Raw genomic sequence first — 20,455 nt, 5'->3', positions numbered from 1 at the left:
CAGGACCGGGTGACGCGGTTCGGCGGTGCGAGAACGCACCGCACGGCGCCAGCGATGGGAACCGGGCCGGTCGGACGCCCCGCCCTCGGCCCCGGCGGGTCCTACAGCAGCATCGCCAGCTGGCGGGCCTGGGCGACCAGGGTGCCCTGGCTGTCCCAGATCTCCATGTCCTCCTCGTGGTAGCCGCCCGACACGTGCTTGGTGAACACCCGGCAGGCGAGCCAACCGGGGGCCGGACGGGCACGCACGTGCGCGGTCAGCTCCACGGTGATCGTGCTGAACTCACCGATGTTCAGCACGGCGGGCACGGCGAAGTCCACCATCGCGGGCAGGCTGTGGGTGTCGGGCTGGCGGCCGTCGGCGAAGCGCAGCCAGAACTCGTCGTGGGGGCGGCCGTCGGTGCGGCCGTCCAGCCACCCGGGACGCTCCGGGTAGCGGTAGTCCAGGCGATGGGCGATGGTCACGCCCTCGGGCCGGTCGAGCTCGGTGGGCACGGGGCACTGGTCGGGGGCGGGCAGGGCGGGCGGGCCCTCCAGGTGGAGTTCGCGTCCGCCGTTGGGCGAGAGGTCACCGTAGGTGGCCGTGGCGCGCATGACCTCCTTGCCGCCCTGTTCCAGGACGAGCTGGCCGGTCGCGGTGCGGCGGCCCTCGCGCACGGTCTCGGTGCGCACGATCGCCTCGCCGGGGGCGGCGGGGCGCAGGAAGAAGGCGGAGACGGCCACGGGGTCGGGCTGGCTGAGGGTCTGGCCGAGCGCGTTGAGCGCGGTGCCGAGGACGTAGCCGCCGTTGGGGTGCGTGGTGAAGGTGGTCCACCCGTCGGTGATGGTGGCGGTGAACGTGCCGTCGGCGGTCTTGTCGACCCGGGTGTCCCGGTCGTACTCGAAGCCGACGGAGGTCTGGTCAAGGCTCATGCGGTTATGTTACCCGCGAGTAGGTTATGTGGGGGTACCCGAGTCACCCCTGCCCGCGCGGCCGGCTTGACCCTGACGCGACGTCAGGGCCTAGCGTCGGAACCACGGCACCACCAGTGACGACGAACGGGGGACCGATGGGCCTCACCGTGGGCGAGGTCGCCAGGACCAGCGGCCAGACGGTCCGCACACTGCACCACTACGACCGGATCGGACTGCTCGTCCCGGCCGAGCGGACCGCCTCCGGCTACCGCAGCTACGGCGAGGCCGACCTCGAACGGCTCCGGCAGATCCTCACCTACAGGGAACTGGGCTTCGGCCTCGACGAGATCGCGGCCCTGCTCGACGACCCCGAGATCGACACCCGCGCCCACCTGGCCCGTCAACACCGCCTGGTGACCGAACGCATCGACCGCCTGCGCGCCGTGGCGCACGCACTCGAGATCCTGATGGAGGCAGACACCGTGGGACTCAACCTCACCCCCGAGGAACGGCTCGAACTCTTCGGCGACTTCGACGTGGACGCCCACGCCGCCGAAGCCGAACGCCGTTGGGGGCACACCGACGCCTGGACCCAGTCCCAGCGCAGGGTCAACCGCTACACCAAACAGGACTGGGACCGCCTCAACGCCGAGGCGGCGCCGATCCACCGCGACCTGGCCCAGGCCATGGCCGACGGCGTCCCGGCGGACAGTCCCACCGCCATGGACCTGGCCGAGCGCCACCGCGCCCACATCACCCGGTGGTTCTACGACTGCACACCCCAGGTCCACCGGGGCCTGGGCCAGCTGTACGTGGACGACGCGCGCTTCACCGCCACCGTCGACGCCCACCGCGAGGGCCTGTCGGGCTACCTGCGCGACGCCTTCGCCGCCAACGCCGACCGGTTGGAGGGCTGACCGCTCCCGCGGGGCACCGCTCCGCGGGAGCCCGACCGGCCGCGTGACGCCCCGCGCCTCCTCCGCCGGGGACGGGCGCGGGTCCCTCCGGCGGGTCCGCCCCACCCGATCACGGCTCCGTGGGCGCCGGATCGCGCCCGCACGGCGCGGCCTGGGGCGGCGTAGACGGAGAAGGGCTTGGGAGCGCGGCCGGTCACCCGGCGCACGTCGCCGCCGGGGACGGCGTCGCCCACAGCGGCCGTCGCCGCGAACCGGACCGCGGCGCGTCGGCGCGCACGGGCCGGTGCGATGCTGGGACGGGAGCCCGTGACGCCCACGGCCTCCCGTCCCGGCGATCCACGCGAAGGAAGCGCACACCATGGCCCGAGGCATCCAGGTCGGCGACACGGCGCCCGACTTCACCCTCCCGTCGCAGTCCGGTGATCCGGTGCGGCTCTACGACCGTCTCGGCGAGCGGACGGTGGTGCTGTACTTCTATCCCAAGGACGACACCCCCGGGTGCACCGCCGAGGCGTGCGCCTTCCGCGACAGCCACGAGGTCTTCACCGACGCCGGCGCCGAGGTGATCGGGGTCAGTTCCGACTCCGCGGACCGGCACGCGGCCTTCGCCGAACGGCACCGGCTGCCGTTCACCCTGGTCAGCGACGAAGGCGGCAAGGTCCGCAAGAGCTACGGCGTGCCGAGCGTTCTCGGTCTGCTCCCCGGCCGGGTCACCTACGTGATCGACCGCCGGGGCACGGTCCGCCACGTCTTCAACTCGATGACGGTCATCGACAAGCACGTCGAGGAGGCGCTGGAGGTCGTCCGAAGCCTCCAGGACGGGAAGTCCGACTGACCTTGTCCCGCCGGGCGGGTCCCGGCCCAGGACAGGGGTCGGACCTACCCTTGGGTCAGAGCCGCCCAGACAGCCGAGGAACCCGCCCATGCCCGACTCCACCCCGGAAGAGCACCGTCGAACGCCCACGGAACGTCGTCGGGGCGTGGCAGGCTGTCCAGGACATCAGCAGCGACACCCTCCGGGGGAGCCCATGACCGTTGCCGAACACCACCCACCGCCCGAAGCCCCGTTGCTTCCGATCAGTCCCGAACTGTTCGAGGAGATCGCCCACCTCGCGGGCAGGGAGGAGAACGCCAAACTCGAATACATCAACGGGAAGGTCTGGGTCGAACCCGTGACCGACAGCGACCACGCCGCGATCCTGTCATGGATGTTCCGCCAGTTCATCGCGCACCGCCCCGACCTGGACATGCCCATCGGGCAGGGGCTGAAGATCGGCACCTACCGCAATGGCCGCGCCCTTCCCGACGGTGTCCTCGTTCCTGTCGACCACCTCACCGGCCAAGGCGACTACCCCGACCCCGACGGGGTCCTCGCCGTCGTCGAGGTCACCTCCTGGGACGCCGACACCCACGCCCGCGACCGCGTCGAGAAGCCCGCCGCCTACGCCGCGACCGGCATCGGCGTCTACCTGCTGATCGACCGCGACGCCAACGCCGTCGTGGTGCACAGCCGCCCTCACCGCGGCCAGTACCTGGACCGCAGCACGCACCCCTACGGCGAGGTGGTCCAGATCCCCGGGCTCGGGATCACCCTGGACACCGACGCGCTCAAGCGGTTCGCCCGCTGACACCGCCCCCGGTCGACGGCCCCGTGGGCCCGTGCGCCACGATGTTCCGGTCCCGGCCGCCGACCGCGCCGTCCCCGGGTTCGGCGGCCCTCCCCTCTCCGCCGGTGGTGCACCCGATGAACTCGCTCAAGGAAACCAGCGCCGAGTGGCGCGCGAACTACGCCGCGGCCGCGCGGTGGTACCTGTCCGTCACCGTGCGCGCCGCCGACCGCCTCGACGCCCCGGGACTGGGTGAGTGGTCGGTCCGCGACCTGGTCGGACACACGAGCCGGGCTGTGTCGACCGTCGCCTCCTACCTCGGCGCCACCGGGACGGCGGAGGTCGCCTCGGCCGCCGACTACTTCCGGACCGCGTCGACGGCCGATCCCGCGGCGATCGCCGAACGCGGCCGGGCCGCCGGGGCCGAACTCGGCGCCGACCCGGCCGGGGCCGTGGCGGACCTGGTGGCCGACGTGCTCGGCCGGATCGACGAGGCGCCCGACGACGCGCTGGTCGCGACGCCGTTCGGGGTGACGGCGCTCGCGGAGTACCTGCCCACCCGCACCTTCGAACTCGTCGTGCACACCTGCGACCTGGCGGCCGCGTTGGGCGAGCGGCCCGTACCGCCCGCCCCGGCCGCGCGGTCGGCGCTGCACCTGGCCGGGGATCTGGCCTCGGACCGCCTGGGCGAGGTGCTGCTCGCCCTCACCGGACGCGCCCCGCTGCCCGTCGGGTTCAGCGTGTTCGGCGGCGCGAGCGCGTGACCCGGCCCAGCGGACCCTCCCGTTCCCGTCGCCCCGGCGGGTCGCGCGGGAGGCGACCGGCCTGCCCACCGCGCCCAGCGCGGCGGTCACGGCCCCCATGGCCGGTCCCGCTCCGCCAGGAGCGTCCGGGGGCCGGGCGTTCCCGGCTCAGACCACCTGCATGCCGCCGTCGACGGGCAGGACCGCCCCCGTCACGTAGGAGGCCCGGTCGCTGAGCAGCCAGGCGGCGGCCTGGGCGATCTCGGCCGGGTCGGCCGCGCGCCGCAACGGCGTGTGCGCGTTGAGCCGGTCGACGATGCCAGGCGACCTCTCGTTCCAGGCGTGCACCATCTCGGTCAGCGTGGTGCCGGGAGCGATGGCGTTGACGCGGATGCCCGCCGGGCCGTAGGTGGCCGCCGCCGACTCGGTGAGACTGTTCAGCGCCCGCTTCATCGCGCCGTAGGCGGGCAGTGCGGGGTTCCCCCGCAGACTCCCCACGGACGAGTTGTTGACGACGGCGCCCCTGCCGGCGGTCTCCCGGATGGCGGCGACCTGGGCGACCATGGCCGCCCAGGAGCCCTTGAGGTTCACGGCGTACAGGTGGTCGAAGTCCGCCTCGGTCACCTGCTCCATCGGACCCGGCGGCAGACTGGTCGCTCCGTTGTTGAACGCGGCGTCGAGCCGCCCGTAAAGGTGCACGGCGCGGTCGACGGCGGCGCGGACACTGACCGTGTCGGCCAGATCGCACACCGCGTAGTCCGCGGTGCCGCCCGCCGCCCGGACCTCGTCGGTCACCGCCTTCAGCTGTGCCTCCGTGCGCGCCGCGAGCAGCACTCGGGCGCCCTCCCGGGCGAACAGCCGCGCCGCGGCGGCTCCGATGCCCCGGCCGGCACCGGTGATGAGGGCGACCTTGCCGACCAGCAGGCCCGTGGCCGCGGTGTCTGTCGTCAGTGCGTTGTTCATGGCACCGAGCCTGCGTCCGGCCGCACCACCGATCCAGGCACCAGCGGTACCTGGATCGGCTCGGCGGGACAGCGCACACTGAAGACGTGGACCGACGAGAGCTGGCCGGCTTCCTGCGCGGCAGACGCGAACGGATCAGCCCCGCCGACGTGGGGCTGCCCGCCGGGCCGCGCCGCCGCACCCCGGGGCTGCGCCGTGAGGAGGTGGCGCAGCTGGCGTTCATGTCGACCGAGTACTACACGCGGCTGGAGCAGGCCCGCGGCCCGCGCCCGTCGCGCGAGGTCCTCGCCGGTCTGGCCCGGGCCCTGCGCCTGTCGGACGCGGAGCGCGACCACCTGCACCACCTCGCCGGCACCCCTCCCGGACCACCGGCCGGACCCTCGCGCGAGGTGCGGCAGAGCATCCTCGACCTCCTGCGGAGGCTGCCGCACGCCGCGGCGATCGTGCTGTCGGCGACCTACGAGGTGATCGCCTGGAACGACCTGGCGGCCGCCCTGCTGGAGGACTTCTCCGCACTGTCCCGGAACGAGCGCAACCTCCTGCGCCGCGCCTTCCTCGCGGAGCACCCGCCGTACGACGTGTCCGACGCCCAGGTGTTCGCCGGCATCGCGGCCCGGCACCTGCGGGCCACCGCCGCCCGCTACCCCGACGATCCCGAAGTCGCCGCGCTGGTGGGCGACCTTCTCTCCGGAAGCGCGGCGTTCGCCCGGCTCTGGGCCGCCCACGACATCCACACCGAGCCCGCCCCGCGCAAGACCGTCCACCACCCGCTGACCGGCCCCATCAGCCTCAACTGCGACGTCCTCGACATCGCCGACCGGGACCAGCGCGTGGTGATCTACACAGCCGAGCCCGGCTCCGCGGCGGAGGAGGCGCTGCGGCTGCTGTCGGTGATCGGCACCCAGCGCATGGACGTGCCCGGCTGAGTCCCGGCACGGCCTCGCGGCAAACCCCTGGCCCGCTTCCCGGCCGACGGCTACCGTGCCGGGCATGGACACGCACGAGCGCCGGTGGCGCAGCCCGGAGCTCGCCCGCACCATGGCGTCGATCACGGGCGAGGTCGAGGCGGAGTGGTCGGGGCTGTGCCAGGAGTGGGAGGTCCTGCCGGGCACGCCCGAGGAACGGGATCTGGCCCGGATGGTGGCCGAGGAGCCGCACCGGTTCCCGTGGCGGGTGGTCGACGCCGCCCTCGACCGGCAGCCCTGCCCGGAATGCGCCCATCCCCTGGGATCGGGCGGGCGCGGCTGCGGCCCCTGCGACCTGGCCGACGGCCACCGCTACGCCGCCCAGGAGCCGGACCGTCCGGGCGTCCCGCCGGGCAACGAGCACGCGGTGCGCGTGGCCTGGTCGGTCAGCCGTGCGCCGCACCGCCACACCTTCCGGGCGGTGTGCGGCTACCAGCTCTGTCTGCCCCACCTGTACGCGGGAGAGCTGCCCTCCACCCCCCAGGCCCAGCGCACCCGCCACCTGATCAACCGGCTCACCGAGGCCGAATGCGCAGGCGTGGGCTCCCTCGCCGAGCTGGCGGCGCTGGCCGAACGGCGCTCCTAGGAGCGCGCGAACGGGACGGCCCCCGGTCGGGGGAGGCCGATCCGGGATGCTTGAAAACAAATACCCAATATGTTCTTATGGTTTCACTGCTCGAAGGGAGACTCCGTGAACACCCGCAGGAACGTCATCGAGGCCGTGCACTGCATGTCCGACGAAGCCTGGAAGCGCCACGCCAACCCGTGGAGCGTCTGGACGCGGTTCGCCGCCGTGCCCGCCCTGGAGCTGGCGGTGTGGAGCCGCGCGTGGATCGGGTGGTGGTGCCTGGCGGGCGTGGCCGCCGTCATCGTCTGGCTGCTGCTCAACGTCCGGGTCTTCCGCCCCGTCGAACCGACCGGCTGGGCGGCCAAGGGCGTCTACGGCGAACGGCTCCACGTCTCGGGGAGCGTTCCCTCCGAACACGGCAGGGTCCTGCGCCTGCTCGTAGCCGCCGGCCTGATCGGCTTCGCCCTGATCGCCTGGGGCCTGTCCGTCCTGGACGCGTGGCCGGTCGCCCTGGGAACCGTTACCCTCGTCCTGGCCCAACTGTGGCGGATCGACCGCTACGGCCTGCTGTTCGAACAGCACCAGCGCGAGCGCTCCGACGCCTGAGAACCCACCCCCGCCGCTGACGGATCCCCGCGGCCCGCCGCGGCGCACCCCGACCGCACCGGCCGCGACGACGGCCAGCCGCCCGGGAACCGGACACACGCCCGACACGTCCCATCCATGACCACGCCACACGAAGGGAACCCCATGAAGAAGCACCGCACGACGAAGTCCAACGTCGGCATGTGGCTGCCGGTCGGGCTCTGCATGGGCGTCGCCTTCGGCGCGGCCATGGACAACCTGGCCGCGGGCATCGCGATCGGCCTGGCGTTCGGCCTGGGGCTCACCACCTTCCAGACCCGCAGGTCACGCCCCCAGGACTGACACCACCGCGGAAAGTGTCACACACCACATCCGCACCCCCCGCACCCCGAACCACCTGCTAACACGCGGTTCTCACCGAGGTCACGGGCCTGGGGTGAGCCCACTGTTTCCCGAGTGTTACGACGCGACACGTCCAGGCAATGCACACTTCCTACCTTCGGTTTTGTCATCACCGTCGAGTAGGAAGGCCTGGTCGTGGCCCCCGAGACCAGCTCACACAGCCAGCGGACCGGACGGTCCTGGATCACCCACTGGGAACCCGAGGACCCCGCCTTCTGGCAGGAGACCGGGCGGCCCATCGCCAAGCGCAACCTGTGGGCGTCGATCCTGTCCGAGCACATCGGGTTCTCCGTCTGGAGCATCTGGTCCGTGCTCGCCCTGTTCATGACCCCCGCGACCGGGTTCGACTGGGCGCCCGAGCAGAAGTTCCTGCTCGTCTCCCTCGTCGCCCTGGTCGGCGCGATCCTGCGCGTGCCCTACACCCTGGCCGTGCCGATCTTCGGCGGTCGCAACTGGACGATCATCTCCGCGTCCCTGCTGATCATCCCCACGGTCCTGGCGTTCTACCTCATCCAGAACCCCGACACGCCCTACTGGCTGTTCCTGGTCCTGGGCGCCACCGCGGGCGTCGGCGGAGGCAACTTCTCCTCCTCGATGGCCAACATCAACTTCTACTTCCCCGAGAAGGAGAAGGGGTGGGCGCTGGGCCTGAACGCCGGCGGCGGCAACATCGGGGTCGCCACCGTCCAGCTCGTCGGCCTGGGCGTGATCGCCCTGTTCACCGCGAGCGCCGGACACCTCGTCCCGCTGTTCTACGCCCCGTTCATCCTCCTGGCCATCTGGATCGCCTTCCGGAGCATGAACAACCTCACCAGCGCCCGCACCGACGTGTCCGCCCAGATCGCCGCCACCCGCGACCGGCACTTCTGGATCATGTCCTTCCTCTACATCGGCACGTTCGGCTCCTTCATCGGCTTCGGGTTCGCCTTCGGCCTGCTGCTCCAGAACCAGTTCGGCCTCGAACCCCTCCAGGCGGCCTCGGTCACCTTCCTCGGCCCCGCCATCGGCTCCCTCATCCGCCCCGTCGGCGGCAAGATGGCCGACCGCCTCGGCGGCGCCCGCGTCACCTTCTGGAACTTCATCGCGATGGTGATCGCCACCAGCCTGGCCGTCGCCTCCATCCAGATCGACAACCTGGCCCTGTTCATCTCCGTCTTCGCGGTCGTCTTCGTCCTCACCGGCATCGGCAACGGCTCCGTCTACAAGATGATCCCGTCCCTCTACGCCGCCAAGGCCCAGAGCGCCATCTCCGCGGGCACTCCGGCCGAAGAAGCCCACTCCTTCAACAAGCGCATCGCCAGCTCCATGCTCGGCCTCATCGGCGCCATGGGAGCCTTCGGCGGCGTCGCCATCAACCTCGTCTTCCGCGAGTCCTTCCGCGCCACCGAGTCGGCCGCCCCCGGACTCGTCGCCTTCCTGGTCTTCTACGCTGTGTGCGCCGCCGTCACCTACGCCGTCTACATGCGCACCCCGACCACCACCGCCAACCCCGGCACCACGACCCCGGCCACCGGCACCACGGAGACCGTCGCACGATGACCCCAGGCCCGAGCACCACGACCCACTGCCCGTACTGCGCGCTCCAGTGCGCCATGCACCTGGACACCGGACCGGACGGACGCCTGACCGCCCGCCCGGCGGCCTTCCCCACCAACCGGGGCGGGCTGTGCCGCAAGGGCTGGACCTCCACCGAGGTCCTCACCGTCCCCGACCGCCTCACCCGGCCCCTCATGCGCAAGGACCGGGACTCCGACCTCACCGAGGTGGACTGGGACACGGCCCTGGACTTCGTCGCCGCACGCCTGAGCGCGCTGCGCGCCGAGTCCGGACCCGACGCGGTCGCGGTGTTCGGCAGCGGTGGCCTGACCAACGAGAAGTCCTACACCCTGGGCAAGTTCGCCCGACTGGCGCTGGGCACCTCACAGATCGACTACAACGGCCGGTTCTGCATGTCCTCGGCCGCGGCCGGAGGCAACAAGGCCTTCGGACTGGACCGGGGCATGCCCTTCCCCCTCACCGACGTGGCCGACGCCCAGGTCGTCCTCCTGGCGGGCGCCAACCCCGCCGAGACCATGCCACCGATGATGGGACACCTGTCCGCGCCGACCCTCATCGTCATCGACCCACGCCAGTCGGGCACCGCCCGCGCCGCCCTCGACAACGGGGGAGTGCACCTGGCCCCCCGCCCCGGCACCGACCTGGCCCTGGCACTGGGCCTGCTGCACGCCGTCCACGTCCAGGGCTGGACCGACGCCGACTACCTCGACGCCCGCACCCACGGCTTCGACGACGCCTGGCGGCACGCCGCCGCATGGTGGCCCGAACGCACCGAACAGGTCACCGGCGTCCCCGCCGCCCACCTGCGCCACGCCGCCGACCTGCTCGGCCAGGCCGCCCGCGACCGCTCCGCCTACATCCTCACCGGCCGCGGCACCGAACAGCACGCCAAGGGCACCGACACCGTCTCGGCCTGGATCAACCTCGCCCTCGCCCTGGGCCTACCCGGCCGCCGCGGCTCCGGATACGGCTGCATCACCGGCCAGGGCAACGGCCAGGGCGGCCGCGAACACGGCCAGAAGGCCGACCAGCTCCCCGGCTACCGCCGCATCGACGACCCGGCGGCCCGCGAGCACGTCGCCTCCGTGTGGGGCGTGGACCCCCGCACCCTGCCCGGCCCCGGCCGCAGCGCCTTCGAACTCCTCGACGCCCTGGGCGCCGACGGCGGCCCCCGCGCCATGCTCCTGTTCGGCTCCAACCCGGTGGTGTCCGCCCCCGACGCCGACCGCGTCCGCGACCGCCTGGCCTCCCTCGACCTGCTCGTGGCCGCCGACTTCGTCCTGTCCGACACCGCCGCCATGGCCGACGTGGTCCTGCCCGTCGCCCAGTGGGCCGAGGAGTCGGGCACCATGACCAACCTCGAAGGCCGCATCCTGCGCCGCGCCAAGGCCACCGAACCGCCCCAGGGCGTCCGCACCGACCTGCAGGTCCTGGCCGACCTGGCGGTCCGCCTGGGCCAGCCCGCCGCACGCTTCCCCACCGACCCCGACACCGTCCTGGCCGAACTCGGCCGCGCCACAGCCGGGGCGCCCTCCGACTACTCCGGCGCCACCCCTGAGCGCCTAGCCGACGGCGAGGCCCTGTACTGGCCCGTGCGCGCCGACGCGGAACCCACGCCCCGCCTGTTCCTGGACCGCTTCGCCCACCCCGACGGCCGCGCCCGCCTCATCCCCGTCGCGCACCGCCCGCCCGCCGAGACCACCGACGAGGACTACCCGCTCATCGCCACCACCGGACGGCTCATGGGCCACTACCAGTCCGGCGCCCAGACCCGCCGCGTCCCCGAACTCACCGACGCCGAACCCGAGGCCTACGTCGAGGTCCACCCCGACACCGCCGCCCGCGCCGGACTCGCCCACGGCGACTGGGCCCGCCTGACCTCCCGCCGCGGCCACACCCGCGCCCGGGTCCGCCTCACCCCCACCGCCCGCCTGGACACCGTCTTCGTGCCCTTTCACTTCGCCGGAGACCAGGCCGCCAACAACCTCACCAACCCCGCCCTGGACCCCACCAGCCGCATGCCCGAGTTCAAGGTCAGCGCGGTCCGCCTGGAACCCGAACCCGCCCCGTGACACCCCCTCCCGTGATCCACCACCCGCCCACCCCGGCCAGCGCCGCCCGGGACACCTCACCACCACCAGGAGGCCGCAGATGAGCACCACGCAGGGACTCTCCCCGCGTCAGATCGTGGTCGTCGGCAACGGGATGGTCGGCGCCCGCTTCGCCGAGGAGGTCGCCCGCCTGGACCCGGCCGGCGAACGCGTCCACGTCACCGTCGTCGGCGAGGAGGACCAGGCCGCCTACAACCGGGTCCTGCTCTCCGGCGTGGTCGCCGGCTCCTACACCCCCGACCAGATCCGCCTGCCCGTCCCCGACACCCCCGGCGTCACCGTCCGCACCGGCGTGGCCGCCACCGCCCTGGACACCGAGCGCCGCCGCCTCACCCTCGACGACGGCACCCACCTGGACTACGACGAACTCGTCCTGGCCACCGGCGCCCGCGCCGCCTTCCCGCCCATCACCGGCGTGGCCGCCCCCGACGGCGGCCCCGGCGAGGGCGTCACCGCCCTGCGCGACCTGGCCGACTGCCGACGCGTGCTGTCCCTGGCCCGCCCCGGCGCGCCCGTCGTCGTCCTGGGCGGCGGCGTGCTGGGCCTGGAGGCGGCCCGCGGCCTGGTCGGCCGCGGCATGCGCGTGTCGGTCGTGGAGTCCTCGCCCTGGATCATGCGCCGCCAGATCGACAAGCCCGCCGCCCGCATCCTCGCCGCCCAGTACGCCGCCCTCGGCGTCACCGTGCACTCCTGGCGGGTGGCCTCCCGCTGGGTGCCCGGCACCGGCCTGGAACTGGACGACGGCCGCGTCCTGCCCGGCGACGCGCTCGTCGTCACCGCCGGGGTACGCGGCAACATCGAACTGGCCAAGGACGCGGGGATCGAGGTCGAGCACGGCGTCATCGTCGACGACACCCTCACCACCTCCGACGCGCGCGTGCACGCCATCGGCGACTGCGCCCAGCACCCCGGCGGCGGGGCCGGACTGGTCCAACCCGGCTGGGAGCAGGCGGCCGTGCTCGCCCAGCGGCTCACCGGGGCAGCACCGCACGCCGCCTACACCGGTTCGAGCCCGCTGACCCGCCTCAAGGCCGAGGGCATCGAACTGACCGCCTTCGGCCGCGTCCACGACGACGAGGAGACCGAGGGCCTGGAGACGGTGACCGTCAGCGACCCGCACGGCGGCCGCTACGCCAAGCTCGTGGTCAGCGCCGAGCGCGTGGTGGGCGCCGTCCTGCTGGGCTTCCCCGAGGCCGCGGCGACCGTGTCCCAGCTGTTCGACAGCGGCGCTCCCGTGCCCGCCGACCGCCTCGCCCTGGTCCAGGGCCTTCCCACGGCCGCGCCCGAGTCGGCCGCCGACGGCGGCGGCCAGCAGGCGCTGGTGTGCCGGTGCAACGCCGTCTCCCGCGAGACCATCGAACAGGCGTGGCTGGACGGGGCCCGCACCCGTGAGGCCATCGCCGACGCCACCCGCGCCACCACCGGGTGCGGCGGGTGCGTGCGCGACGTCAACGCCCTGCTGTCCGGCCTCAACGACACCGACCCCGCCAGCGTCGGCTGACCCGGTGGGTGCGCCCGCCGCGAGGCCATGGCCGCGGGCGCACCCACCGCCCCATCGCCTCGGCGCTCCCCGGGTGCGCGCACGCGGCCGACGGGGCAGGACCGACGGCTCCGCGTCACCGCCCGGCGCCGGGCGGACCCCCGCCGCCGCTACTGGCCGACCCTGCCGTCGATGCGCTCGCGCAACAGGTCGGCGTGCCCGTTGTGGCGCGCGTACTCCTCCACCATGTGCACCAGCACCTCGCGCAGCGACATCCGCCCGTGCCGGTCGATCTCGAAGGTCGCGCCCAGCGACGCCGTGCGGGCCACGAAGTCGTCGGCGAAGGCCACCTCCTCACGCCAGCGCCGCCAGGCCTCCTCCACCGTCTTCGGATCGGCGACCGCCCCGTCGAACTCGGCGTCGGGCTCCTCGGGGGTGCAGAACAGCGGAGGCGCACCCCCTACCCCACCGCCACCGCCACCGCCCCGCTCACCAACGCCACCGCCGACAACCAGGTGCGCACGTGGTTCCACGGCACCCACGCCGTCTCGAACGCGCCCCGCACCGCCGCCGGATCGGCGATGTCCTCGGCCGCGCCCGCCTCCTCCAGCGCGTTGTTGCGCGGGATGTTGGCCGCGAACGTCACCACCAGGACCGCCACCAGGGCCGCCGCGCCCGCCGCCGCCCACCCCGCCGCCGCCCACGCCCCGCCGACGGCGAACAGCACCACCGTGCCCAGCGCCGCCACTGGAGCCCCCAGGAACACCAGGGCGAACAACGGATTGAGGATCGCCACGTTGACACCCTGCATCGTCGCGATCATCACCCGGTCGCCCACCCGCCGCAGCCCCGGCATCACCGCCACCGAGAACGCGAAGAACAGACCGGCGAACAGACCGGTCAACACCACCGACACCACCGGCACAACCGCGAGCACCGCCTGCACCACCACTCACCCCACCATCCCGCCGACCATCCACAGTTCCGCGCGCAGACTACCGACCCGGCCCCGCCACACCCCTCCCGCCCCAGGTCGACGCACTCCAGGGGTAGGCAGACTGTCCACTCCCACCCCCCTTCGCGCCGGATCCGTATGACGGCACCCCCTTTTCCTCGGCGGCGTGTCGCTATACCGTTCGGTAGGTGTGCTCCCCCCAGCTCGTCGGACGCGCCCGGGAACGACGGCAGATGCGCACGGCGGCAGACCCCGGACACCTCGTCCTCGTGGCCGGGGCCGCCGGATCGGGAAAGTCCCGTCTGGTCCACGAACTCCACGAGGCGACCGACACCACCGTCCTGACCGGCCACTGCCCGCCCCGGGCCGAACCGTTCCCGCTCGCCCCCGTCATCGAAGCCCTCCGCGACGCCCCCATCCCCGGCGGGCTCAGCCCGTTGTGCGGAGCCCTGCGTCCGCTCATCCCCGAACACGGCGACCGCCTGCCCGGACCCCTGCCTCCCGCCACGGCGCTCGCCGACGACCGCCACCGCACCTACCGTGCCCTGACCGAACTCCTGGACGCCCTGGGGCCGACCGTCCTGGTCCTGGAGGACGTGCAGTGGATCGACCCCTCCACCCGCGACCTGCTGCACTACCTCACCCCCCGCCTGCCCGCCGCCCTCTCCCTCGTCCTGACCTACCGGCCCGAGGAGCTGCCCCGCTCCTTCCCCGTGGCCGCACTGGCCGCGCACGCCCCCTCCAGCACCACACACCACGAAATCACCCTCGACCCCCTCACCCCCGACGACCTGCTCGCCCTCGCCCAGGACCTGCTGGACCCCGCCCCGGTCACCCCCGAGGACGCCCACCGCCTGCACGCCTGGACCGGCGGCCAGCCCCTGGCCGCCGTCGAGACCCTGCGCCACCTGGCCGCCCGCCCGCCCACCGAACCCGCCGTCCCCGCCGCACCCCCCGTCCCCACGCCCCTGCGCGACTGGTGGCTGCACCACCTGCGCACCGTCGACCGCGACACCCGCCGCCTGCTGCGCGCCGCCGCCGTCCTGGACACGCCCTCCCACGAGGACCACCTGGCCCACGTCGCCGACCTGACCCCGTCCCGCGCCGAGAAGGCCCTGGCCCGCGCCTGCCGCCGCGGCCTGCTGCACACCACCGACCCCGCCACCCTGACCATCGCCACCCCGCTCCTGCGCCAGGTCTGCTACACCGCCCTGGCCCGCGACAAGCGCCGCCGCCTGCACCGCGCCGCCTTGACCGTCCTGGCCGAGGCCGCCGACCCCGACCACGCCCGCCTGGCCCGCCACTCCCGCGAGGCCGGACTCCTGGACGCCTGGACCGACCACGCCGAACGCGCCGCCGACCTCGCCCTGGACCACGGCGAGGACACCACCGCCGTCACCCTGCTCCGCGACGCCCTGACCCGCCAGAGCCTGCCCGCGCGCCGCCGCTGCGAACTCGCCCTCAAACTCGGCCGCGCCGCCCTCACCGGCATCAGCGCCGAACACACCGTCGACCTGCTGCGCGACGTGCTCACCACTCCCGGGCTGAGCCCCGCCGAACGCGGCGAACTGCGCATGGAACTGGGACTGCTCCTGCTCAACCAGGCCGCCCAGGGCCGCACCGCCCGCGGAGAACTCGTGCGCGCCACCGCCGAACTGTCCACCCGCCCCGACCTGGCCGCCCGCGCCATGTGCGCGCTGGCCGTGCCCCGGGACACCTCCGACTCCGTGGACACCCACCGCCGGTGGATGGAACAGGCCGTGGCCGCCGCCGACCGCAGCCGCGACCCCGCCGTCGGCCAGATCGTCGCGGTCAACCACGCCACCCTGCTCGCCCAGATCGGCGACCCCGGCGCCTGGCGGATCGCCCTGCCCGACCCCGGCCCCGCCCACGCCCACCCCACCCCCGACACGCTGGCCCGTCGCCGCGAGTTCGCCCGCGCCTCCCTCAACCTGGCCGACGCCGCCGTCATGCTCGGCCACTACGACCGCGCCGACGACCACCTGGACCACGCCACGCACTGGTCGGTCGCAGCCGACGCCCCCTACGTGCAGGAGAGCGCCCACACGCTGCGCCTGGTGCTGGACTGGGTGCGCGGCAAGTGGCCGGGGCTGGCCGAGGAGACCGAGCGCAACCTGCGCTCCCCGCGCCTGGCCCACCTGCACGGGGTCACCGCCGAACTCACCGTCGTGCGCGCGGGCCTGGCCCTGGCCCAGGGCGACCCGGCCACCGCCCAGACCCTGCTGGCACGCGTCCAGCCCGACCCCGAGACCGCGCCGCGTCCCACCCCCGACCACACCGTGCCCGTGCGCGCGCTGGCCGCCGGGCTCCTGGCGCGCCTGGCCACCGCCCAGGGCGACCACGCGGCCGCCTGGGAGCAGGTCGAGGGGCTGGTGTCCCTGGTGGCCAGCAAGGGGATCTGGGTGTGGGCCGCCGACCTGGTCCCCGGCATGGAGGCGCTGCTGGCCAGCGGACGGCGCGCCGTGGCCCAGGACCTGCGCGCCCGCTTCCGCGCGGGGTTGCGCGACGCCCACGCCCCCGCGGCTGAGGCCGCCCTGACCCGGTTCGAGGCCGCCATCGCCCGCCACCGCGGCCACCTCGACCGGGCCCTGCACCTGTACGCCGAGGCCGAGACCTCCTACCGCGCGATGTCGCGCCCCTACGACGCCGCCCAGGCCCGCGAGGCGGCCGCCAGCACCCACCTGGCCCGCCCCGACCGCCAGGGCGCCGCGTCGGCCGGCGTGGCGGGCCTGCGCGCCGCCCTGTCCGAGTACGCCGAACTGGGCGCCGCCTGGGACTCCGCGCGGGTGCGCCGCGCCCTGCGCGCCCAGGGGGTGGTCGCCGCTCCGGGCACCGGGCGCGGTCGCAGGGACCAGCGCCTGTCACCGCGCGAGAGCGAGATCGCGACCCTGGCCGCCCAGGGGCGCACCAACCGGGAGATCGCGGCGCTGCTGCACCTGTCCCCGCGCACGGTGGAGACCCACGTGGCCAACGCGCTGGCCAAACTCGGTCTGCGCTCGCGGCGCGACCTGTCGGACCCCGCGCCTCCCTCCGCTACGTAGTCCCCCGATCACTTCTTAACTACGTAGTAGATACGTATTGTTCGGCCACGCCCCGCCACGGACCATGACACGTGGGTGGCCACCCGACCCACGCATCCCTCCATCGAAGGGTTCCCCCACATGCGCAAGATCGGCGCCGTGATCGCGGCCGCCGTGACGCTGCCGTTCCTGGCAGCCTCACCTGCCGCCGCCGAACCGGAGATCCCCGCCTTCCTGGACACATCCGACACCACCGAACGCACCTACATCGTCGTCCTCGACGACGGCGCCGACCCCGACGAGGTCGCCCAGCGCAACGGTGACGACCCCAACGGCGTCTACGAGCACGCCCTGACCGGCTACGCCGCGGACATGACCGCCGCCGACGCCGCCGACCTGCTCTCCGACCCCGACGTCGCCTACGTCCAGGAGGACCAGGTCCTGGAGGCGTTCGACCAGGAGACCCCCACCGGCATCTCCCGCACCTTCGCCCCCGACAACCCCAACCTGGACATCAACGGCCAGCCCGACTACGTCCCCGACGTGGCCATCGCCGTCCTGGACACCGGCGTCGACGGGTCCCACCCCGACCTCAACGTCGTCGACTCCGTGAACTGCACCAGCGGCACCTGTGTGTCCAACACCGCCACCGACGGCAACGGCCACGGCACGCACGTCGCCGGCAGCGCCGCGGCCATCGACAACGGCGAGGGCGTCGTCGGCATGGCCCCGGGCGCCGACATCTGGAACGTGCAGGTCCTGACCTCCGGCGGCAGCGGCACCCTGTCCGGCATCACCGCCGGCGTGGACTACGTCACCGCCAACGCCGACCAGATCGGCGTGGCCAACATGAGCCTGGGCTGCAACGGCTGCACCGACCAGGCCCTGAGCCAGGCCATCACCAACGCCGTCGACGCCGGCGTGGCCTGGGCGGTCGCCGCGGGCAACGACGGAGTCGACGGGGCCAACTTCTTCCCCGCCAACCACCCCGACGTGCTCACCGTCTCCTCCATGGCCGACTCCGACGGCCAGCCCGGAGGCAACGGCGGAACCCTGAGCTGCCGCGGAGACTCCGACGACACCCTGTCGACGTTCTCCAACTACGGCTCCGTCATCGAGATCGCCGCACCCGGCTCCTGCATCACCTCCACCTGGCCCGGCGGCGGCTACAACACCATCAGCGGCACCTCCATGGCCTCCCCGCACGCCGCGGGCGGCCTGGCCCTGCTGGCCACCGGCGACGCCAAGCCCACCAACCGCGCCGGCGTCATGGCCATGTACCAGACCCTGACCGACGCGGGCAACCACGACTGGACCGACACCTCCGGCGACGGGATCCACGAGCCGCTCCTGGACGTGGGCGACCCCGACATCTTCCCCGGCGGTGACACCACCCCGCCCGACGGCCCCGTGGCCTCCATCTCGCACTCCTGCGACGACACCACGCTGACCTGCTCCTTCGATGGATCCGGGTCCGCCGGCGAGATCACCGACTACGCCTGGGAGTTCGGCGACGGCGCCACCGACAGCGGCGCCACCACCACCCACACCTACGCCAGCGAGGACACCTACACCGTCACGCTGACCGTCACCGACGACACCGGCGCCACCAACTCCGACTCCGTCGACGTCACGGTGGGCGTCCCCGACCACACCGCGCCGAGCGCCGACTTCAGCGGCTACTGCTACTCGTGGTTCTACTACTGCAGCCTGGACGCCTCCGGGTCCAGCGCCGGCGACGCGCCGATCGTCTCCTACAGCTGGGACTTCGGCGACGGCACCACCGGAACCGGCCGCACCACCTGGCACTTCTACCCGGGTCCGGGCACCTACACCATCACCCTGACCGTGACCGACGAGACCGGCGCCACCGGCTCGCTCACCAAGAGGGTCACCCTGTCCTAACTCCCACCCCCCTCGCGCGGCCCCTTCCCCCAGCGGGGGAGGGGGCCGCCGCCACGCCCGCCCCCTCGCACCGCGCCCCAACGCGCGTGCCAGACTTCCCGCACACCCAGCGTTCGCGGTCCCGCCCGCGCCCACCCGTGTAGGGAGTCACCGCCACCATGACCACGCGCACCCCCGCGGCGGCCGCCGCCCTGGCGCTCAGCCTCCTGCTCAGCTCCTGCTCCCTCCCCGACGGCCCCACCGGCGGCGACCCGACCTCCGCGCCCACCCCGGGCGCCTCCGAGGGACAACGCCAACCCCTGCCCTTCGTCCGCCAGGGACGCATGTCCATCGAGGGCGGCAACGACGTCACCTTCGAACTCACCGTCACCGGCCTCGAACACGACGGCGAGTACCTCATGCTGGAGGTCACCCACAACTACCTGGAGGACCTGCCCGGAAGTGTCACCGGCCGCAACCCGCCCGTCCGCCTGGTCGACCCCGTCTCCGGCGAGGTCCTGCGCTTCCTGCGCGACCCCCGCAGCGGCGACGAACCCTACGGCACCCACTTCGTCCCCGGCGACCCCGCCATGCCCACCCACGAGGGGCTGCCCACCACCCTGCGCCGCTACTTCCCCGCGCCCACCCAGGACGCCGACTTCCTGACCCTGACCGGCGCCGGCACCGGCCTCATCCCCGGCATCCCCGTCACCCGCGTCGACGCCTTCACCCCCGCCCCCGAACCCAACGCCCACGCGTACATCGACCCCGAGACCTTCACCCAGGAACCCGAACTCCCCGACGAGATCTGGTACCCCGACAACCCGCCGCCCCCCGGCCTGGACACCGCCGACCGACGCCACACCATGGAGAGCCTCGTCGACGGCCCCACCGCCTCCACCACCCGCGCCGGCGACCAGGAGACCATCGCCCTGCACGCCGACGAGATGTTCGCCTCCGGCGCCTCCGAACCCACCGCCGAGGCCGCGGAGACCATCCGCGCCTCCGCCCAGACCCTGCGCGCCAACGTCGGACCCCGGGTCGAGGAGATCACCATCGTCGGCCACACCGACGGCACCGGATCCGACGCCGACAACCGGACCCTGTCCCAGGAACGCGCCGAGGCCGCCCGCGCCCTGCTGGAGGAGGAACTGGACGGCGCGTTCACCCTCACCACCCAGGGACGCGGCAGCGCCGAACCCCTGGCCGCCGAGGGCGGACCCGACGACGAGCAGGCCCGCGCGCGCAACCGCCGGGTGGAATTCACCTACCAGGTCGCCCCGGACGCCGCCGAACCGGCCGACGCCCAGGGCCTGGCCTCAGCCCGCCGCCACGTCGCCGAACCCGCCCACTTCTTCGACGAGCTCGAACCCGTCACCACCCTCATCCACGACGACGTCGACCTGCACGTCTACCCGATGGTGCGCGACGGCGCCTACGTGTTCCAGATGGTGGGCTTCCAGAACTCCACGCTCTCCCCCCTGGAGGCGGACCTGGACGTGGACGAGTCGGCCGTCCCCGGCAGCCCCGCCCAGTACGCCGAGGGCACCCTGGGCGGCTTCCGCGTCCAGGAACCCGGCACCGGCCTGGTCCGGTACGTCATCCGCATCCGCACCGGCCCCGACGAGTACGAGGACTTCGCCGACCGGATCAACGAGCTGGCCACCGGCGAGCAGTACCTGGCCCTGGCCGTGTTCCCCGCCCCCGCCCCGGACGTCACCGAGATGACCCTGTACGCGGGCGCGTTCGGCCAGGTCGATGTGCCCGTCCGCTGACCACGCGCG

The 20,455-nt window shown here is 73.5% G+C and carries 18 protein-coding genes; 14 read left to right on the top strand and 4 right to left on the bottom strand.

Features of this window, described 5'->3' with window-relative positions; all coding sequences use genetic code 11:
* Positions 1 to 101: 101 nt before the first annotated feature.
* Positions 102 to 911 (bottom strand): thioesterase family protein, encoded by an 810-nt coding sequence (locus ACIBFB_RS22725; RefSeq protein WP_397233275.1) that lies wholly within the window; start codon positions 909 to 911, stop codon positions 102 to 104.
* A 137-nt stretch (positions 912 to 1,048) separates the two neighbouring features.
* Here ACIBFB_RS22725 and ACIBFB_RS22720 point away from each other — a divergent pair, with 137 nt between their 5' ends.
* From ACIBFB_RS22720 to ACIBFB_RS22705, 4 genes are all read left to right on the top strand, one after another.
* Positions 1,049 to 1,810: a MerR family transcriptional regulator gene (locus ACIBFB_RS22720; RefSeq protein ID WP_397233273.1), complete on the top strand. Its 762-nt coding sequence runs from the start codon at positions 1,049 to 1,051 to the stop codon at positions 1,808 to 1,810.
* Between the two features lie 358 nt (positions 1,811 to 2,168).
* Positions 2,169 to 2,645: a peroxiredoxin gene (locus tag ACIBFB_RS22715; RefSeq protein ID WP_397233271.1), complete on the top strand. Its 477-nt coding sequence runs from the start codon at positions 2,169 to 2,171 to the stop codon at positions 2,643 to 2,645.
* A 193-nt stretch (positions 2,646 to 2,838) separates the two neighbouring features.
* Complete coding sequence (locus ACIBFB_RS22710) at positions 2,839 to 3,438, top strand: Uma2 family endonuclease (RefSeq protein ID WP_397233269.1); 600 nt, start codon at positions 2,839 to 2,841, stop codon at positions 3,436 to 3,438.
* 116 nt (positions 3,439 to 3,554) lie between these two features.
* On the top strand, positions 3,555 to 4,181 hold the full coding sequence (locus ACIBFB_RS22705) for a maleylpyruvate isomerase N-terminal domain-containing protein (RefSeq protein ID WP_397233267.1): 627 nt from the start codon (positions 3,555 to 3,557) through the stop codon (positions 4,179 to 4,181).
* A 147-nt stretch (positions 4,182 to 4,328) separates the two neighbouring features.
* On the opposite strand, the gene ACIBFB_RS22700 is transcribed toward ACIBFB_RS22705, so the two are convergent.
* On the bottom strand, positions 4,329 to 5,123 hold the full coding sequence (locus ACIBFB_RS22700) for an SDR family NAD(P)-dependent oxidoreductase (RefSeq protein ID WP_397233265.1): 795 nt from the start codon (positions 5,121 to 5,123) through the stop codon (positions 4,329 to 4,331).
* Positions 5,124 to 5,209: 86 nt separating this feature from the next.
* On the opposite strand from ACIBFB_RS22700, the gene ACIBFB_RS22695 reads away from it, so the two are divergent.
* The 7 genes from ACIBFB_RS22695 to ACIBFB_RS22665 all read left to right on the top strand — a co-directional run bounded on the left by ACIBFB_RS22695 (position 5,210) and on the right by ACIBFB_RS22665 (position 12,812).
* Positions 5,210 to 6,049: a helix-turn-helix transcriptional regulator gene (locus tag ACIBFB_RS22695; protein WP_397233263.1), complete on the top strand. Its 840-nt coding sequence runs from the start codon at positions 5,210 to 5,212 to the stop codon at positions 6,047 to 6,049.
* A 64-nt stretch (positions 6,050 to 6,113) separates the two neighbouring features.
* A complete protein-coding gene (locus ACIBFB_RS22690; RefSeq protein WP_397233261.1) occupies positions 6,114 to 6,674 on the top strand; it encodes a hypothetical protein in 561 nt (186 codons plus the stop codon).
* A gap of 105 nt (positions 6,675 to 6,779) precedes the next feature.
* A complete protein-coding gene (locus ACIBFB_RS22685) occupies positions 6,780 to 7,262 on the top strand; it encodes a DUF6653 family protein (protein WP_397233259.1) in 483 nt (160 codons plus the stop codon).
* A 144-nt stretch (positions 7,263 to 7,406) separates the two neighbouring features.
* Positions 7,407 to 7,583: a hypothetical protein gene (locus ACIBFB_RS22680; RefSeq protein WP_397233257.1), complete on the top strand. Its 177-nt coding sequence runs from the start codon at positions 7,407 to 7,409 to the stop codon at positions 7,581 to 7,583.
* Positions 7,584 to 7,778: 195 nt separating this feature from the next.
* Positions 7,779 to 9,182 carry an MFS transporter gene (locus ACIBFB_RS22675; RefSeq protein ID WP_397233255.1) on the top strand — a complete coding sequence of 468 codons (1,404 nt, stop codon included), beginning with the start codon at positions 7,779 to 7,781 and terminating at the stop codon, positions 9,180 to 9,182.
* A complete protein-coding gene (locus ACIBFB_RS22670; RefSeq protein ID WP_397233253.1) occupies positions 9,179 to 11,272 on the top strand; it encodes a molybdopterin oxidoreductase family protein in 2,094 nt (697 codons plus the stop codon). Before ACIBFB_RS22675 ends, ACIBFB_RS22670 begins: the two co-directional genes overlap by 4 nt.
* A gap of 79 nt (positions 11,273 to 11,351) precedes the next feature.
* Entirely contained in the window at positions 11,352 to 12,812 is a 1,461-nt protein-coding gene (locus ACIBFB_RS22665) for an FAD-dependent oxidoreductase (protein WP_397233251.1), read from the top strand.
* 149 nt (positions 12,813 to 12,961) lie between these two features.
* On the opposite strand, the gene ACIBFB_RS22660 is transcribed toward ACIBFB_RS22665, so the two are convergent.
* Both ACIBFB_RS22660 and ACIBFB_RS22655 read right to left on the bottom strand, forming a co-directional pair.
* Positions 12,962 to 13,324: a DUF664 domain-containing protein gene (locus ACIBFB_RS22660; protein ID WP_397233249.1), complete on the bottom strand. Its 363-nt coding sequence runs from the start codon at positions 13,322 to 13,324 to the stop codon at positions 12,962 to 12,964.
* Positions 13,252 to 13,740 carry a DUF1772 domain-containing protein gene (locus ACIBFB_RS22655; protein ID WP_397233341.1) on the bottom strand — a complete coding sequence of 163 codons (489 nt, stop codon included), beginning with the start codon at positions 13,738 to 13,740 and terminating at the stop codon, positions 13,252 to 13,254. The genes ACIBFB_RS22660 and ACIBFB_RS22655 overlap by 73 nt, the downstream gene beginning before the upstream one ends.
* 194 nt (positions 13,741 to 13,934) lie before the next feature.
* Between ACIBFB_RS22655 and ACIBFB_RS22650 the strand changes: the two genes are divergently transcribed.
* From ACIBFB_RS22650 to ACIBFB_RS22640, 3 genes are all read left to right on the top strand, one after another.
* Entirely contained in the window at positions 13,935 to 16,808 is a 2,874-nt protein-coding gene (locus ACIBFB_RS22650; protein ID WP_397233247.1) for an AAA family ATPase, read from the top strand.
* A 120-nt stretch (positions 16,809 to 16,928) separates the two neighbouring features.
* Positions 16,929 to 18,692 (top strand): S8 family serine peptidase, encoded by a 1,764-nt coding sequence (locus ACIBFB_RS22645; RefSeq protein WP_397233245.1) that lies wholly within the window; start codon positions 16,929 to 16,931, stop codon positions 18,690 to 18,692.
* Positions 18,693 to 18,850: 158 nt separating this feature from the next.
* Complete coding sequence (locus ACIBFB_RS22640; RefSeq protein WP_397233243.1) at positions 18,851 to 20,446, top strand: OmpA family protein; 1,596 nt, start codon at positions 18,851 to 18,853, stop codon at positions 20,444 to 20,446.
* Positions 20,447 to 20,455: the final 9 nt, after the last annotated feature.

It is taken from the genome of Nocardiopsis sp. NPDC050513 (assembly GCF_044457925.1).
In the GTDB taxonomy this organism is placed as follows: Bacteria; Actinomycetota; Actinomycetes; order Streptosporangiales; family Streptosporangiaceae; genus Nocardiopsis.
The sequence above is the reverse complement of the archived record's forward strand: the minus strand, read 5'-3'. Positions and strand labels throughout refer to the sequence as shown.